Origin of the sequence: Sinorhizobium meliloti (assembly GCF_017876815.1) — a bacterium.
In the GTDB taxonomy this organism is placed as follows: Bacteria; Pseudomonadota; Alphaproteobacteria; order Rhizobiales; family Rhizobiaceae; genus Sinorhizobium; species Sinorhizobium meliloti.
Window position 1 is genome coordinate 58,280 of sequence record NZ_JAGIOS010000004.1, and the last position, 15,237, is coordinate 73,516.

Consider the following 15,237-nt stretch of genomic DNA (forward strand, 5'->3'; position numbering starts at 1 on the left):
TTTCCTGCCTGTTTGGACTATTTCGGTCGTTCGGACACATGAATGCGCAACTGCATGCGCGGTCAGGGGGTTAATCGCGCAAAAGCCCTGCCAGGCAGCAGAAGCTTCCATACCAATCAGGCACTTCGGCAGGTTAGCAAAGAAAGTGGAGGCCGCATCTCGTAGCAATTCTTTGCGCAAGACGACCTTGCCATGAATGTCAACACCGTGAACTGCGCCCGATGGCGTGCGGGGTCATACCTTTGCCCGGGACATGCGAGGGCTTTTCGGATAGTTTAAACGTGAGATCGGGTGCGGTCATGTGTCAGTACCCTGCAGAATGTCAGTTCCGGGCTGATGCGGCGACGTGACGCCGAGAATCAACCAAAAAGCGCAAAATACTAAAAGCGCTGCGGCAACAAATTCCACCATGTTCCTGTGCCATCGTTGCGAAACCAGAGCCGAGGCCTGCCGAGCAACCGCCGATAGGCTGTAGAACCAGCATGCAGAGGCACCTAGCGCACCTGCAATGAACAGCATTTTGGAGGTGCCCTGATGTGGCGCAGCGGCCGATCCGAGAATGACGACGGTTTCCAGCAATGCAAGCGGGTTCAAGAAAGAAAGCAATAAACCTCGCCTGATGAGTCCGTTTTCTTCATAGACATTGGAATTCAGCTCCAAGTGAAAATCACTCGATGTTCTAGTGCGCTGGACGGCACGAAACGCGAGCATCAGCAACATTACAGCGGTGCCAATTGTCAAAATGAGCATGACACTTCTGTTGAGTACGATCAGGCTTCCCAGCCCCCAGGCCCCAAAGGTCACAAGAATAGCGTCGCAAAGCACGAACACCGAAGCCAGGAGGAAAGTCGGCCTCCCCAGTGTACCGATCCTCAATATTTCCGTATTCTGCGGACCTATGGAAACGATGAGCCCTATGCACAAGAGGAACCCGCTATATAAGGCTGACATTGTCTCTCCACAGCATTATTTCTAAGTTTCCTGGCACATCAAGCTCGGCGGGAAAGTCCGGATAGGCGACCGACTTTCCATCGCGTTTGAATGTTGCCACGCCAGCATTTAGATCGTACTCGGCCATATCTTCACGCCTCACTTTTCCAACCATCGTGTCCATGACGAAGCGGGTCGAGTTGATCCAAGAAGGGCTGAACCAATTAATCCTCTCAATTATGCCGATCAACCGAGCAAGGTTGATACGGAATGGAGCCGAAAAATTAATTGGGTCAGGAATGAAAATCGATAGGTTTCGGATTCCAAGCTGATCTAGCTGTTCCAGATGCCGAATAAGCACGACATGATGATCATTAATCTGCCGCAATATTGGGAATTGGTTATAGCATCGGATCCCGGCTTTGCGGATCTTCGCGATAGCTTCCTTTACATCGTCGCAAACCTCATACGGGTGTGTGAGGTGAAAGACGAGGCGAACATCTGCCGCCGACAGAAGTTCTAGCTTCCTCTCATCGATGATGAGCTGAGGATTATAGCTAATTGCTTTGGTGTGAATTCGTATTGACCGAATATTGCGATGCGCTTTAATGACCTCGAATATTTTCGCCAAGGATGAGGCCGAGAGCGTCATCGGATCACCTCCGGATAAAATTACTTCCTCCGCATCCGTGTGGGTGTCGAGATACCCAGACAGTCGTTCGACCGAATTTGTGAACATATTACGCTCTGAGTGTTGATGCTCTGATAAAACATCCTGGCGGAAGCAGTATTGGCAATGCGAGACACATGTGGATGTCGGCATGAATAGGATGCGATCACGGTATTTTTGGATGATGTTGCCCGTTGTGTCTGGCGGCATGTTGACCCTGTCATCAACAAAGTCAGGAACCTCGCCGGGTGCCCGTATTTTGAGGCGCTCGTTCGTGGGATAAACCATACGATGGAGGGGACCTTCGGTATGGCCAAGGTGCTTAATTTCGTCGTTTACTTTCCGTTTAAAGAACGGTGAGACTTTAATCGGCAGCAAACCCTCCCGTTCTCGCAATACCTCAAACGACTCATTCACTATCCCCTGCCGCTGCGGGTTTGTTCTCAACGGTTCATGTTTCATTTCCTACCCTCATTGTTCCCATGCGGTGCTATCGCGAGACAGGCTTTTGCGCGGCCGACACGCTCTTCAATCAGTGAGGATTCAATGGACCAGAGGACCCGATGCAACGTTTCAAGGTCAACCGACGGAGGCGATTTCCCTCCTGGTGATTGTTCGCCATCTCTCAGTGTTGAGTCTTCCAAGATTACGTCTTCGCGAAACATCAATCCATCCATCTCTCGTAGCCCGACTCGCGCCGTTCACGATTCGTGCCAATTAGCTCGCCGAAATGAAGAAAAGCGCTTTGTGGTGACTGTCAGCAAGTTAGCCTAAATAAGGATAGGAGTCTGGCTAACAAGTCTGCGTAGCGAGCCTTACAAACCACTGAAGGTCTCGGATGGCTAACTGCACGCTGCACACACCTTCTGCACGCCGAGACTCGCTCGGTGACTACCAGAAGATGCTGCTGAGCCCGTGCCATGCCGGTCAAGGCGAGCGCGAGAAGCTCCCGCGAACGCTCCTGCATATGCCGGCGCCCGAAGACGGCCAGTGTTGTTTCCGTGATGGCTTCCGCAAAGAAAGCATGGTTGGGTCCCGCTGCGAAACCGAACATTTCGCCTGGGAGATGAAAGGATACGACTTGTCGGCGTCCATCTGAAAGGAGGCGGTGACACGCACGGCTCCGGTCGAAACCTGATAGCACTTGTCGTTCAGATCCCCCTGCGCATAGATGTCGCGACCCGGCTTGTAGGTGGCGACAAGATGCGGCCCAGAAACTGGGGCCGGTCCAAGGTGTTCGGCCTCGATGGACTGTGGTTTGGCTTGTGCAGCGGCGTACATGAATTATCCCCCGTTCGATGTGGGGACAGATTGCCAATTCGCGTGACCCGGGGATATTCGGTTAGATCACTAAAGGGAACTACTTAGCCGCCTCGATCAGGCTGTTGATCACGCCGAGCAGGTCGGCACCGGTGAACGGTTTCGTCAATGTCGTGTAGTCCACACGTTGCTGAAGGGCCGACAAGCCATCAAGCGGATACTTTCCCTGGCCGACGGCGAAAGAAGGAGTTGCGCATCTGACGCAGGCTCAGCTTTCGATGCTTGTCGAAGGGATTGATTGGCGTCGACCGGCGTGGACTTCCGCTCCAGCTCGGACCGGCTAAGAGCTTTATTTTGCTTGAAAATCTGGGCAAAATGCTAGCGCTTCAGGCGCAAATCGGCTAGGTTTGCGGTCATGGAAACGACGTCGCTGGACAGTCGTGACGAAGTATCTGCATTGCGCGCTCTTCGCTGAACAGGCGGCGAAACTTGAGAGCCAAGAAGCCGAAGTCAGCAAGCGCGACTCCATTATCGGTCTTCTACGCGCACAGTTGGAACTGCTCCGCCATCGGCAGCACGGTCCTTCCTCTGAAAAGATCGACCGGAAGATCGAGCAATTTGAACTGATGCTGGAGGAGATCGAGGCCTCCCGTGCCGAGGCTGAGATGCGTTCTGGCAAGAACCCTTTACCGGAGCTGGACGACGCATTCGAGAAGCCGAAGCGCAAACCGTTGCCCGATGGTCTTCCAACCGAAGAGCGGGTCTATGCAGCGCCCTGCAATTGTCCGACGTGTGGTGGCGCATCGTTCCTGAAGGCCGCCGACAAGGTCGTTCAGGTGATGGAGCACGTGCCGGCGTCCGTTAAGGTTGTCCGCCATGTCGAGAAGCGCATGATCTGCAGGGACTGCGATACGACGGTATCCGGCGAAATGCCTACCTTGCCGATCGAGCGAGGCAAGCCCGGACCGGGCTTGCTCGCGCATATCATGGTCGCCAAGTTCGACGATCACATTCCGCTCTATCGTCTATCCGAGATGTACGACCGGCTGGGAATAGACATCTCCCGCTCCGTCATGGCGGACTGGGTGGGCCGTGTGTCCGTTCTGCTTGCGCCGCTCATCTTGCTGATTAGAGCGCATATCGCAGCGGTCGACCGAATACATACGGATGATACCCCGGTCGATGTTCTCGACCCAGGGCGAGGAAGGACCAAAACCGGCAGGGTCTGGGTCTACGTCTTCGATGGTAGCGGCTACCAAGATACCACTCCCGGAGCCATTGCCTAATACTATAGCCCCGACCGTAAGGGCGCGCATCCGGCCGACCATCTCGCAAACTTCAGCGGTGTGATGCATGCCGATGGCTATGGTGGTTACAAGAAGCTCTACGGCAACCAGATCGTCGAGGCCCCCTGCATGGCGCATGTGCGCTGCAAGTTCCATGATGTGATCAAGCTGAAGCCATCCCCGATCGCCGACGAAGCGCTGTCGCGCATCGGTGCGCTCTACGATATTGAGGATCGTATCCGCGGGATGTCGGCTGACCAGCGGCGTACACTGCGCCAGCAACATGCCAGGCCCATTCTGGCGGATCTCAAGAGCTGGATAGAAGAGACGCTTTCGACGCTGCCACACAAGCAGAAGCTGGCCGAGGCAATGCGATATGCCCTCTCGCGATGGGCAGCATTGAGCGTTTACATCGACGATGGCCGTGTCGAAATCGATAACAACATAGCTGAACGAGCCATGCGTCCGCTTGGCGGGCCTGAGTCATTACGCACTCCTTCTTTAAGTATCTGTAAACATTGGAAGCGTCTCCGCGTCGGCGATGTGACACGGGCGCGCCTTTCGGGCTATCGCGGCTTGGACCGTCGCAGAAGCCAGGTCGCTGGCCCGGATTTGGTACGGCGCGCCGGGAACCACCTGCTCAGCAGACAACATCTTCGTCTTGATCAGGTGGCGTATCCGATGGTTGGTAACGCCCAAGGCCGCCGCAGCCTCTGTCATGGTCATCCACTCGCCGTCCTTGTCTGCTGATTTGTACGCGTGGATTGCGCGTACGCGCCTTACAGAAGCGACACGGTGTGCCGTCCAGGTTTTTCCTTGCCCCGTGGGCATGCCCATTCGATTGAGCGACGCGGCGATATGTTCATCCGACCAGCGCCCAGCCATGCTGCGCATCACCCCCAGCGCATCCTCCGTGGTGGCACAACCGTGCTCGCCGCTCTGGGGTTTGCGTACTTTTAGCTCTGAATGCTGACCACCCTTCCAATGGATCGTCAGCACCACCTCACGCACCGCATCGTCGACATCAACGACAATGTCGGCAATCATGGTACGGAGCAATTGCTGGCGCGCGCGCATGGTCACATCGGGTGAATCCCAGGCAGCCTGTAGATTATCGGCAAGGTTCGTGAAGGTGTCTGGGTCGACCTCGATGGTCGAAGGACTGTCGGCAGGCTTGCGCACTTCCAGGTCTCGCACGCGGCGTAACGCAGTCTCCCAATTCTTCTCAAGCTGCGCAGCAATCAGACGGTTGTCGGGGTCACATGCCGCATAGCGCCGCTCGGCAAGGCTAGCCTCGTAGCGGGCCTGCCGCAGTTCCAAATCGTGAATGTGGCGCTGATCTTCCTGTCGCTCCCGGTGCATCCGCTCTGCTTCAAAGGTCGCCTCGATTGCTAACGGTTCTACCGCGCGCAACAACTCGCGCGCAACCGCCGCGTCGACCCGCGGGCCGCCGAACGTCATGCATCGCGGCAAGCCCATCATCAGATTTGGCTTGTCGCAGCGATAGACCGGCCGACTTTGCGGATTGCCCGTATAGGCAACACTTAGTCGCCGCCCACACCGTCCGCAGGTCAGTAGACCCGATAATAGCGCCTTGCCGCCGCGGCCCGATTTGGTCCCGCCCGAGCGGCCATAATTGTTAAGCGCCAGTTGCTGTTGGTTGCGCTCGTACTCGTCCCAGGTGATGTAACCTTCGTGATGGTCTCTGATCATTACCTCCCACGTGCCAGCCGGCTTGCCGTGCCCGTAAGTCCGCCGCGCCCGGCCATCGACGTTGGCAGTCCGCTTCTCGCTCTTTCCATAAACATAGACGCCGGCATAGAAGGGGTTTTTGAGCATTACGGTAGCGGACTGGCGTCCAGACGAAGCTGGTCATGCGACCTTCATCGGACGGCCGTGGGAAATGGACCTGATCCTTCGTCATCGACAGCAGCACCTGACGTGCACTTCCAAGCTCATGGAAGCGGGTGAAGATGGATCGGATTACCTCCTGCAGACGCAGATCAGGATCAAGCCCGAGCCCGGCCTCTCTATGCCAGATGTAGCCGAACGGTACAGAAAGGCGCAATTCGCCGCGCCGCGCCTTCGATCTGGCGGCATCGAGCATTCGGGCTCTTAGCACACCCAATTCAAACTCGCTGATACTGCCCTTCATGCCCAGTAGCAGACGATCGTTGGGCCGACATGGATTGTAGACACCGTCATGGTCTATGACGCGGGCTTCAACGAGACCGCATAGTTCGAGCAGATGGTGCCAGTCGCGGCCGTTGCGTGCGAGCCGTGAGGCATCGAAACACAAAACGGCACCAACTTTGCCGGCGCACAACAAGGCGACGAGACGATCAAAGCCGGGGCGTGCAACCGTTCCGCTGGCAGAGCGTCCGAGGTCGTCGTCGATGACCTCAATGTCGCCGAAGCCGCGTTGTCGCGCGACGTCAACAAGATCATACTGGTCGCTGGCTTTCCAGATTGGTCATGACCTGCGACTGAGTGGATTGCCGCACATAAACGACTGCCTTGCGCGCGAGTAGCGCTGCCGGAATTAAGTCAGTGCTGGTCATCGTTGAGCTCCTCGACGACCAGACCGGCAGCCTGCATCAGCAGGCAAGCCAGTGTTGATGTCGCCTGCTTGCGCTCTTTGTCGCTCAGTCCGTCGAGTGTTCGCGCCTTGAATATCAGGTCGAGCTGTCGGCCCGACGCCGGTAAGCGCTCATTTCCATGCGCGTTGACGCGGCCCGTTTGACCGGGGTCGCTGTGCGACGGCTGCATTGGATCAGGCAGCGGCTGCTTTGGTGAAGTTGAAGGGCAAGAGATCGGTGATGTCAGTATCTGTTGCGCGCTGTGGCAATTCACTAAGCACGTGGCGCAAGTAGGCCAAGGGCTCGACGCCGCAGGCGCGACAGGTCAGCATGATGCTGTAGACGACAGCGCTGGCCCTGGCTCCCTCCACGGTATCGCTGAACAGCCAGGATTTTCTTCCAGTGGCAAAAATCCTGATATCGCGTTCGAGAAGGTTGTTGTCGATCGACATCCTGCCGTCTTCGGTGTAGCGCGTCAGGTATTCCCACTGGTTCAGGGTGTAGGATACGGCGTCGCCGATCTTGCTATCGGGCAAGACCTTCGGCGCGATGTCATCGAGCCATGCCTTGAGAGCGATCAGGATGGGGACGCTGTGTTGTTGGCGGAAACGGCGGATGCAGTCGGCTTGCGTTTCGCCAACTTCCGGCTTTTCGTTCTTGGCTTGGCTTTCAATCCGGTAGAGCTGCTCGAAGAACTTCAGCGCCTGCTCCGGCGGTCCGCCGCCTTTCTTCCTTGTCTTCAGAGCATCGATGAAGCGACGCCTCGAATGGGCCATACACCCAATATGGGTCGCTCCTGCCAGAGTGCGCCAGGCGGTGTAACCATCGCTCATCAATATGCCGCGGTAGTCGCCGAGGAAGGCCTGCGGATAAATCTGGCCGCGGCCGGGTTGATAATCGAGCAGCACGATCGGCTCGCCGCTGTCTTCACCGCTCCTGTATGCCCACATGAAGGATGTGCTGGTGGCCTCCCTGTCCTTTTCCTTCAGCACCTGGACCGTTGTCTCGTCACCATGGATCAGCGGTTGTGAACGAAGCCGGAGCTTCAGCGCGTCATAGATGCGAGAGAGATGCCTCTCGCTCGAGCCGATCACCCAGTGACCCAAAGCACCGCGGCTGACGGGAACGCCGGCGCGCTCGAAGGCCTGGGCGAGACGGTAGAGCGGCGTGCCGTCGATGTATTTGTGGACCAGTGCAAATGCCAGCGTCGAGGCCGTGGCGATGCTGCCCGGCAAGGGCTGCGCGGGCATTGGCGCGAGAACGACAGGCGTGTTGATGCCGGTCCGGTCGCAATGGCGGCAGGCGTACTTGAACCGCACATTCTGCAGGACCTTGGCCTTCACCTCGATATGGAGCTGCTCGGTGACGGCCTCACCCATGCGATGCATCTGATGACGGCAGCAAGGGCAGGCCTTCTGGCCGTCGGCAAGGTCATACTCGACACGCTCGCGCGGCAGGTGTTCCGGCAGGGGCTTGCGGCCACGCTTCTTGCCCTCCGGTTTCTCGATCGTCGCAAAACCGGTTTCCGGCAGGTCGACGACCTCGCCATCTTCTCCGCTGGCGTCGTCTTCATCGGCAACCTGCTCGGCTTCATCGAAGAGGCGGTCCACATGCTTTTCGCTCTTCGGCGCAAAACGATGCAGCCGCGCCAGCTCCAACTCTTCCTCGAGCTTGACCACGCGGGCGCTGAGCGCTTCTTTCTCGGCTTTCAGCGCGGCGATTTCGGCAGCATTTGCCGCCAACTGCGCCATCAGTTCTGCAACGCTTGGTTCGCCGGATCGAGTCATCGTAGTTTTGAATCTGAACCGCACCACCGCGTCAACCGCAGAAGTTCAGAGCCGTCAGCCGGCGATCTGATATTGCCGCACAGGGTGGCGCACCATGGCGTCGATATCGATGCCGTCGAGAATCCAGTGAAGCTGCTCAGTCGAAAGCGTCACCACCGCCGTCTCCCGGCGTGGCCATCTGAACCGATCTTCGGTCAATCGCTTCAGGACCATCACAAAACCGGACCGATCGAAGAACAGGAGCTTCATCCGGTCACGCCAGCGACCGACATTCTACATACGGTTTTCGTTTTGCGACGATAGCCTATCCGTGGCATCCACTATTCGGCTGCAAGGTGCAGGTCTCGCGTTATCGTCGCGGCAAGACGCTGATGCGAATCCATACGGACGAGCGTCCCGATCATCTCTCCCGTGAGTTGCCGAACTGGATGTTTGACGAGACTTATTGCAGCGGCATGAGGCTTGGATCACCCGAGATCAGCATTGATGGCCTGAATGAATTGGCGGCCGCGTTGGCGTCGTTCGACGCGACTCAGGCAGGAGGCGCAAGATCTCGTCCTTCGAGGAAGAAGGAGAAGGGTGATGCGAAGCAGGCGACATCAAAATCGCGACCAACTCGTTCTGGAGTTGGAGCGTCAAAATCGTCAGGTTCCGGTGGTCAAGAACGTCAAAGGACTGGTGGAAACGCTGGCGGATCTTCTGTTGGAGGCTTTGGAAGCGAGCAGAACGGCGAAGACGGGAGGCGTAGATGACCACGAAGATCACGTCTGACCATCTGGGCCGCGCCGCGGTGGTCTATGTCCGCCAGTCAACCATGGCGCAAGTGACGGGCAATCTCGAAAGCCAGCGCCGGCAATATGATCTGGCTGGCGCCGCCGCAACGACCGGGTTTGCATCGGTAACTGTGATTGATGATGACCTTGGACGCTCAGGCTCAGGCAGCGTGGAGCGACCCGGGTTTGAGCGGCTTGTCGCGCTGGTCTGCTCAGGCAATGTAGGAGCGGTCTACTGCATCGAGGCATCGCGTCTGGCGCGCAATGGGCGGGACTGGCATCATCTGATCGATCTGTGCGCGCTCACCGGTACGCTGGTCATCGATCCAGATGGCGCCTTTGATCCAAGGCTTGTCAATGATCGTCTGCTGCTTGGGCTGAAAGGCACGATGTCGGAGTACGAACTGAGCTTGATCCGTCAGCGCGGCATTGCCGCGCGCGATTCCAAGGCGGGACGCGGGGAGTTCCGGTTCATGTTACCTCCGGGCTTCTGCTGGAGTGAGGCGGGCAAGATCGAGATCGATCCGGACGAACATGTGGCGGAGACGATCAAGCTCGTCTTTGCCAAATTCCGGGAACTGGGAAGTGGGCGACAAGTCTTTTTGTGGCTGCGGTCGGCCGATATCAAGATGCCCGTCGTCTTGCGCAACGTGGAAGTGCGCAAGCTCGTCTGGAAGGCGCCAGCTTATCATAGCGTCATGCAGACCCTCCACAATCCACTCTACGCGGGCGCCTATGCCTTCGGAAGGCGAGCACAACGAACGTTGATCATCGATGGTCGCGCTCGCAAGGCCAACGGGCTGCGCAAGCCCAGGGATGATTGGAGTGTATTGCTGCGCGACAATCATGAAGGTTACATCACCTGGCGGGAGTATGAAGAGAACCAGAAGCTTCTGACCGAGAACGCACACATGAAGAGGAATTGTGATCGCAAATCGGCGCGCGGCGGCCGTGCCCTATTGACGGGACTGATGCGATGCGGCCGCTGTGGCCGAATGATGCGCGTCTTCTACGGCAGCGCAAAAGGCAACGCGCATCGCTATCAGTGCCGCGGCGACGACGCTCGTGTGGGTCTTGGGCTTTGCATCGGAATTGGCGGCGTGAGGGTCGATCGTGCCGTGGCCACTCAGATTCTGGAAGCGGTTTCGGATCGCGCTGTCGAAGCGGCGATCTTCGCCTCGGATCAGGTCGAGCGGTCCGCAAGAGATGTTATAGCGGCAATTGAGCGGGACCTTGAAGGCGCACGCTATGAGGCGTCACTGGCCGGACGCAGATACGAGCTGGTCGATCCGGCCAAACGTCATGTCGCACGCGAACTGGAAGCCCGTTGGAACGATGCACTGGAACGTGTGAGCGTGCTTGAGCGCAAGATCGAAGAATTGTCCGCGCTGTCGGCAGCACGTCCTGCAATTGATCGTGGTCGGCTTCTACAGCTTGCCCATGACTTACCGACAGTCTGGAATGCACCATCAACCGATACGCGGACAAAGCAGCGGCTCATCCATATTCTGGTCCAGGAGATCATCTGCGATCTCGACGATACGACCAACGAGGCTGTGCTCTTGATCCATTGGACCGGCGGTCGCCATACCGAAGTGCGCGTGGCGCGGGTCAAGACTGGCCGATATCCGAGCGACATGGCACCGCCCGCCGTAGAGGCGCTACGAAAGCTGGGCGGACATTGGCCAGATCGGGAGCTCGCAGTGTCCCTCAATCGGATGCTTTGCAAGACCGGTGATGGTGAGGGTTGGACGGCCGTGCGTGTCCGCGACATGCGCGAGCGGCTGGGCATTCCAGAATATGATCCCACAAAAGCGGGCAGTCCCGTGATTAGCCTGATGAAAGCTGCCGAAAAGCTCGGTATCTGCATCGGATCGGCCAAGAGCCTGGTGCAGAAAGGAATTCTACCTGCAACGCAGATCCTTCCAGGCTCGCCATGGATGGTTCCCATAGAAGCACTAACGTCAGAGGCCGTTCTGATAGGGGTGCAGGGTGTGGTTGGGCGGCGGCCCAAGATTTATGAAGATTATCAATACGATAAAGTTGTCAGATTGCCCGGACTCTAACAGAGGGATGCATTATGAAACGCGCTGGCGGCGGCGATTGCAAAAGGCAAAGACCGCAGGCGCAAACGGGTCGAGCTCCATCGTCTCCTGCACCAGGACCGCAAGGCTGTTGATGCCGGCGCGGAAGTCGATCGGTTCGCGGTGCAGGTAGACCTTGAGATCAGCGCCCAGTCTGAACATGGCCCAATGCTCCAATGACAGCCGTCAACGCATCCACATCCCTGCATTCCAGCGAAAGCTTCACGCCGTTTGGCAGCAACGCGCTGATTTTGGATAAACCTGACGGATGGCCCGTTTTCTCCAGTGATGCTCGTTGTTCTTCATCACACGTGACCGACATATCCAGCGAGCAGGTCCCGACAGGCAGGCTGCCGTCTGCTGCCACGACCGGGATAAACGCCGATCGTGGAGATACCGCCAGGGGGCCAGACTCCCTGGCCTCCTTGACCCACTTGCGCAGTAGGTTGGCATTGATCCCATGCGTAAGCGCAAGGCCGGATATCGACACACCAGGTTCAAGGCAGGCCGCAACAAGCCGCGCCTTTGATCCTGGATCGTAGCGGCGTCGACCATCGCGCCCCACATGCCGCACACGCAGTTTCTGCTCTTCGTCACTCATATTTGGTGTCCACCTATTTTAAGTGGACACTTCATGCGGCAGAGGCATCAACGAGAAAAGGCGCATGGAAATGAGCGCTTAGTGCGGCTGCAAAGCCGATGAAAGATAGTTGATGAAAGTTCAACACGGAGAAGAAGTGGCGAATCACTCTGACCCCGAGTCATGCGGCGCACATCGCGAGGTGTGCGTCGAAGCGTTGACAGGGGAAACCGGCAGGCCGGCCATTGAGCCGCGAAATGATCAATTCGGGATGCCGACGCTGTTAAGCGAAGCGGAAGGCAACACGGTGCATGGCGTCAATCGCAAGCCATGCCCCGATCCCGCGCGGTCGGAGACCCTGTGCATGTCGGGAAGTCTTTCATACGGAAGCAGCGAGATCTCATCAGTGTCCAGTGCAAATGGACTGGACGGGGCTGGGAAGGTCGTTGATCATAATCCGGTCGTCAACGCTGATGAGAAGTCGGATACACCCATAGTACCGCAGAAGTTGCCGAACAAAGGAGATGATCCTGCGGAGGCAATGGAGGGAAGGGGTGTAATCGGAGGGAACGCCTTTGAGACTCCAGCGTGCCGGACGCAGAGCCGGATAAAACACGCTTCGATGGGGATCGAAGGTGTACGGGAAGCCGCCAAGCGGGACCCGAAGATGCGTTTCACGGCGCTGATGCACCACATCACTCCGACGCTATTGGTGAAGAGCTTCCATGCGCTGCGCAAGCAAGCGGCGAGCGGTGTGGATGGCGTGACGTGGTACGACTATGAGAAGACCCTCGAAGGGCGCGTGCACGAACTGCACCGGGAGATTCAATCCGGTGCCTATCGTGCTCAACCCTCCCGACGGGTCTACATTCCGAAGAATGACGGCAGGCTCCGTCCTCTCGGCATTGCAGCGCTGGAAGAAAAAGTCGTGCAGATGGCCGTCACCACGGTTCTGAACGCGATCTATGAGCAAGACTTCCTCGGCTTCTCATACGGGTTCCGGCAAGGAAGGGGCCAGCATGACGCGCTGGACGCCTTGTGGGTTGGGATCGACAAGCGGAAGATCAACTGGATACTGGACGCGGATATTCGCTCGTTTTACGATGAAATCGATCACGAGTGGATGCTTCGTTTCCTGTCGCATCGAGTTGGTGACCGCCGGCTGATACGTCTGATCCACAAATGGTTGAAAGCGGGCACGATTGAGGATGGCCGCCGCGTCGCATCAACGCGAGGAACTCCTCAGGGCTCTGTAATTAGCCCGGTGCTATCGAATATCTATCTGCATTACGCATTGGATTTATGGGTCCAGCAATGGCGTACTCGAAATGCTAAAGGCGACGTGATCATTGTACGTTATGCCGACGACAGCGTGATTGGGTTCCAGTACGAAGGAGAGGCGCAGCGCTTCCTGCAAGCATTGCGGGAGCGTCTCGCTCAGTTTGGTTTGCAGCTACACCCGGAAAAGACGCGGCTGATACGCTTTGGGCGGTATGCTGCGCGAAACTGCCGGGAGCGTGGTATCCGCAAGCCAGAGACCTTCGACTTTTTGGGATTCACGCACTGCTGCGGCAGGCGGCGCAATGATGGGGGCTTCAAGATTGTCCGTCTAACGATCAAGAAGCGCATGCGCACGACGCTGGAGGCCATTCGGGGAACGCTTATGCGACGACGCCATGAACCGGTGGCAGTAGTAGGTCGGTGGCTACGGCAAGTGTTACAGGGGTATTTGAACTACCATGCGGTGCCAGACAATCTGAGAAGATTGGGAGGATTCCGCTGGGAAGTTGGTCGCGCTTGGCGACACGCGCTGATGCGTCGGAGCCAACGACACCGGCTGTCTTGGGAGCGTTTCCAAAGGCTGCTTCGCAAATACCTGCCACCGTGCCGCCTGATGCATCCGCATCCAGATGCTCGGCTTACCGTCACAACATCCGATAGGAGCCGTATGCGGTAGTGCCGCACGTACGGATCTGACCGGGGGGCGATGGGTAACCATCGTCCCTACCGGGACCCGACGCCGGCGCCAGCGTATTGCGGGATCTCATCATCTTCCTCCTGAGTGATTCTACGTCCACCTCGGAAGAGTGCAGGCTTGTCGCCGCCTGTGACCAGCCCGTTAAGTTCGATCAGCGCCGCAAGATCCACGCGTGCCAGACCCATCGTCATGCCGGCGCACACCACAGGATCAACCATCCATCCGGCAATCGAAACCACGGCACCTGTCGGCCCTAAAACATGCAGAAATTGACCTGTCGCTCGTTCGTCGACGCGGCGAACGCTAACCTTTTGTCCAAAATATGGATGCCAGCGATAATGAACCTCGACTTCATCGCCGACATGGGCAGAATGAACGGGGGATGGGAATCGGAAGAAAAAACTGGCTCTTCGCCGGGTCAGACAAGGGCGGCGAGCGCATCGCCAATATCCTGACGATCATCGAGACTGCCAAACAACATGGCCTCAAATCCGGAGGCCTATCTCACAGACGTCCTGACCCGGATCCAGAGCCATTCAAAGGATCGGCTCCAGGAATTGCTGCCGTGGCAGTGGGCGCCGGCGAAAGACCGATACGAGGCTGCGTGATGGCACGGTCGAGGTTCATCTACACGCTCAAAGAAGTCGCCGTCATGATCGGGGAGAATCTCGAATTAATCGAGGAGGTGACGGCCAACTCGGACAATATCGCCGAAGGCGAATTGGTTTATGTCCGCGATGGCAGTGAAGATGGCACCAAAGGCCTGACCGAAAATGGAATTGACGACCTTCGAGATCTCCTGGCCGACATACGAACGTGGGATGGTGGAATCCGCCAGTTCCTCGTCGATGAACAATGCGACCTCGAGATGATCGAGCGCGTCATGGCAGATGAGGTGAAGCGCGTCCTATAGCTTCGGCGGCTCGACCAAGCAGAAATGCTTTCGCCGGACGCTCACGCGATAACGACGGGCCTTCGGGTCCGAACCCTGAGATCATTGAGGGTTCGTACGACGTCCAGCCCTGCGAGAACGCCTAAAACGCCGTCGTATTTCCCGCCGGTGGGCTGAGTATCAAGGTGACTGCCGATATACAGTGGCAAGGCTTCACCGTCAGACCCATCTCGCTGTGCGAACATGTTTCCCATGTCGTCGACAGCCACCGCCATACCGGCTTCAACGCACCACTTCGCGAATAACCTCCGGCCTTGCGCGTCCTCATCTGTGAGTGCTTGTCGATTATTGCCGCCAGCTATCCCGGGTCCGATTTTAGCCATCTCCATTAAAATATTTTAAAGACGATCTGGATTGA

12 protein-coding genes and 7 pseudogenes are annotated in these 15,237 nt (G+C 57.4%); 7 read left to right on the top strand and 12 right to left on the bottom strand.

Annotation, left to right across the window (positions count from 1 at the left end):
- Positions 1–102: 102 nt before the first annotated feature.
- The 5 genes and pseudogenes from JOH52_RS36765 to JOH52_RS35800 form a co-directional block, all read right to left on the bottom strand.
- Positions 103–213: pseudogene (locus JOH52_RS36765) on the bottom strand (IS110 family transposase); the annotation flags it as partial.
- Positions 214–297: 84 nt separating this feature from the next.
- Positions 298–951 carry a LysE/ArgO family amino acid transporter gene (locus tag JOH52_RS34225; protein WP_017266466.1) on the bottom strand — a complete coding sequence of 218 codons (654 nt, stop codon included), beginning with the start codon at positions 949–951 and terminating at the stop codon, positions 298–300.
- Complete coding sequence (locus JOH52_RS34230) at positions 935–2,062, bottom strand: radical SAM protein (RefSeq protein ID WP_017266467.1); 1,128 nt, start codon at positions 2,060–2,062, stop codon at positions 935–937. The genes JOH52_RS34225 and JOH52_RS34230 overlap by 17 nt, the downstream gene beginning before the upstream one ends.
- Before the next feature lie 409 nt (positions 2,063–2,471).
- Positions 2,472–2,881, bottom strand: a pseudogene (locus JOH52_RS35795) (cyclic nucleotide-binding domain-containing protein); the annotation flags it as partial.
- Positions 2,882–2,960: 79 nt separating this feature from the next.
- Positions 2,961–3,074 (bottom strand): annotated as a pseudogene (locus JOH52_RS35800) (transcriptional regulator); the annotation flags it as partial.
- Positions 3,075–3,117: 43 nt separating this feature from the next.
- On the opposite strand from JOH52_RS35800, the gene JOH52_RS34240 reads away from it, so the two are divergent.
- Together JOH52_RS34240 and tnpC are read left to right on the top strand one after the other, a co-directional pair.
- Positions 3,118–3,204 carry a hypothetical protein gene (locus JOH52_RS34240; protein ID WP_080597595.1) on the top strand — a complete coding sequence of 29 codons (87 nt, stop codon included), beginning with the start codon at positions 3,118–3,120 and terminating at the stop codon, positions 3,202–3,204.
- A 71-nt stretch (positions 3,205–3,275) separates the two neighbouring features.
- Positions 3,276–4,620: pseudogene (gene tnpC, locus JOH52_RS34245) on the top strand (IS66 family transposase); the annotation flags it as partial.
- Between the two features lie 27 nt (positions 4,621–4,647).
- On the opposite strand, the pseudogene JOH52_RS34250 reads toward tnpC, so the two are convergent.
- The 4 genes and pseudogenes from JOH52_RS34250 to tnpB (JOH52_RS34265) all read right to left on the bottom strand — a co-directional run bounded on the left by JOH52_RS34250 (position 4,648) and on the right by tnpB (JOH52_RS34265) (position 8,761).
- Positions 4,648–6,707 (bottom strand): annotated as a pseudogene (locus JOH52_RS34250) (recombinase family protein).
- The gene (locus JOH52_RS34255; protein ID WP_209566105.1) at positions 6,694–6,915 is read right to left on the bottom strand and encodes a hypothetical protein; all 222 of its coding nucleotides are present in this window, start codon (positions 6,913–6,915) and stop codon (positions 6,694–6,696) included. The pseudogene JOH52_RS34250 and the gene JOH52_RS34255 overlap by 14 nt, the downstream one beginning before the upstream one ends.
- Positions 6,916–6,919: 4 nt before the next feature.
- The gene (locus tag JOH52_RS34260) at positions 6,920–8,512 is read right to left on the bottom strand and encodes an IS66-like element ISRm2 family transposase (protein ID WP_209566095.1); all 1,593 of its coding nucleotides are present in this window, start codon (positions 8,510–8,512) and stop codon (positions 6,920–6,922) included.
- Positions 8,513–8,566: 54 nt separating this feature from the next.
- Positions 8,567–8,761, bottom strand: a complete 195-nt coding sequence (gene tnpB / locus JOH52_RS34265; protein ID WP_017266727.1) for an IS66 family insertion sequence element accessory protein TnpB — start codon at positions 8,759–8,761, stop codon at positions 8,567–8,569.
- Positions 8,762–9,094: 333 nt separating this feature from the next.
- Here tnpB (JOH52_RS34265) and JOH52_RS34270 point away from each other — a divergent pair, with 333 nt between their 5' ends.
- The gene (locus JOH52_RS34270; RefSeq protein ID WP_017266728.1) at positions 9,095–9,283 is read left to right on the top strand and encodes a hypothetical protein; all 189 of its coding nucleotides are present in this window, start codon (positions 9,095–9,097) and stop codon (positions 9,281–9,283) included.
- Positions 9,261–11,351 carry a recombinase family protein gene (locus JOH52_RS34275; RefSeq protein WP_017266729.1) on the top strand — a complete coding sequence of 697 codons (2,091 nt, stop codon included), beginning with the start codon at positions 9,261–9,263 and terminating at the stop codon, positions 11,349–11,351. Before JOH52_RS34270 ends, JOH52_RS34275 begins: the two co-directional genes overlap by 23 nt.
- A 12-nt stretch (positions 11,352–11,363) precedes the next feature.
- Here JOH52_RS34275 and tnpB (JOH52_RS34280) read toward each other — a convergent pair whose 3' ends face one another.
- Together tnpB (JOH52_RS34280) and tnpA are read right to left on the bottom strand one after the other, a co-directional pair.
- Complete coding sequence (gene tnpB, locus JOH52_RS34280; protein WP_017266730.1) at positions 11,364–11,531, bottom strand: IS66 family insertion sequence element accessory protein TnpB; 168 nt, start codon at positions 11,529–11,531, stop codon at positions 11,364–11,366.
- Positions 11,512–11,970 (bottom strand): IS66-like element accessory protein TnpA, encoded by a 459-nt coding sequence (gene tnpA, locus JOH52_RS34285; RefSeq protein ID WP_080590331.1) that lies wholly within the window; start codon positions 11,968–11,970, stop codon positions 11,512–11,514. Before tnpA ends, tnpB (JOH52_RS34280) begins: the two co-directional genes overlap by 20 nt.
- Before the next feature lie 112 nt (positions 11,971–12,082).
- Between tnpA and ltrA the strand changes: the two genes are divergently transcribed.
- From ltrA to JOH52_RS35805, 3 genes and pseudogenes are all read left to right on the top strand, one after another.
- Positions 12,083–13,906, top strand: a complete 1,824-nt coding sequence (gene ltrA, locus JOH52_RS34290) for a group II intron reverse transcriptase/maturase (RefSeq protein ID WP_017266731.1) — start codon at positions 12,083–12,085, stop codon at positions 13,904–13,906.
- A 397-nt stretch (positions 13,907–14,303) separates the two neighbouring features.
- Positions 14,304–14,535 (top strand): annotated as a pseudogene (locus JOH52_RS34295) (transposase domain-containing protein); the annotation flags it as partial.
- On the top strand, positions 14,535–14,840 hold the full coding sequence (locus tag JOH52_RS35805; protein WP_014528044.1) for a hypothetical protein: 306 nt from the start codon (positions 14,535–14,537) through the stop codon (positions 14,838–14,840). The pseudogene JOH52_RS34295 and the gene JOH52_RS35805, both read left to right, overlap by 1 nt.
- Positions 14,841–14,887: 47 nt before the next feature.
- Here the strand turns inward: JOH52_RS35805 and JOH52_RS35810 are convergent.
- Positions 14,888–15,208: pseudogene (locus tag JOH52_RS35810) on the bottom strand (hypothetical protein); the annotation flags it as partial.
- Positions 15,209–15,237: the final 29 nt, after the last annotated feature.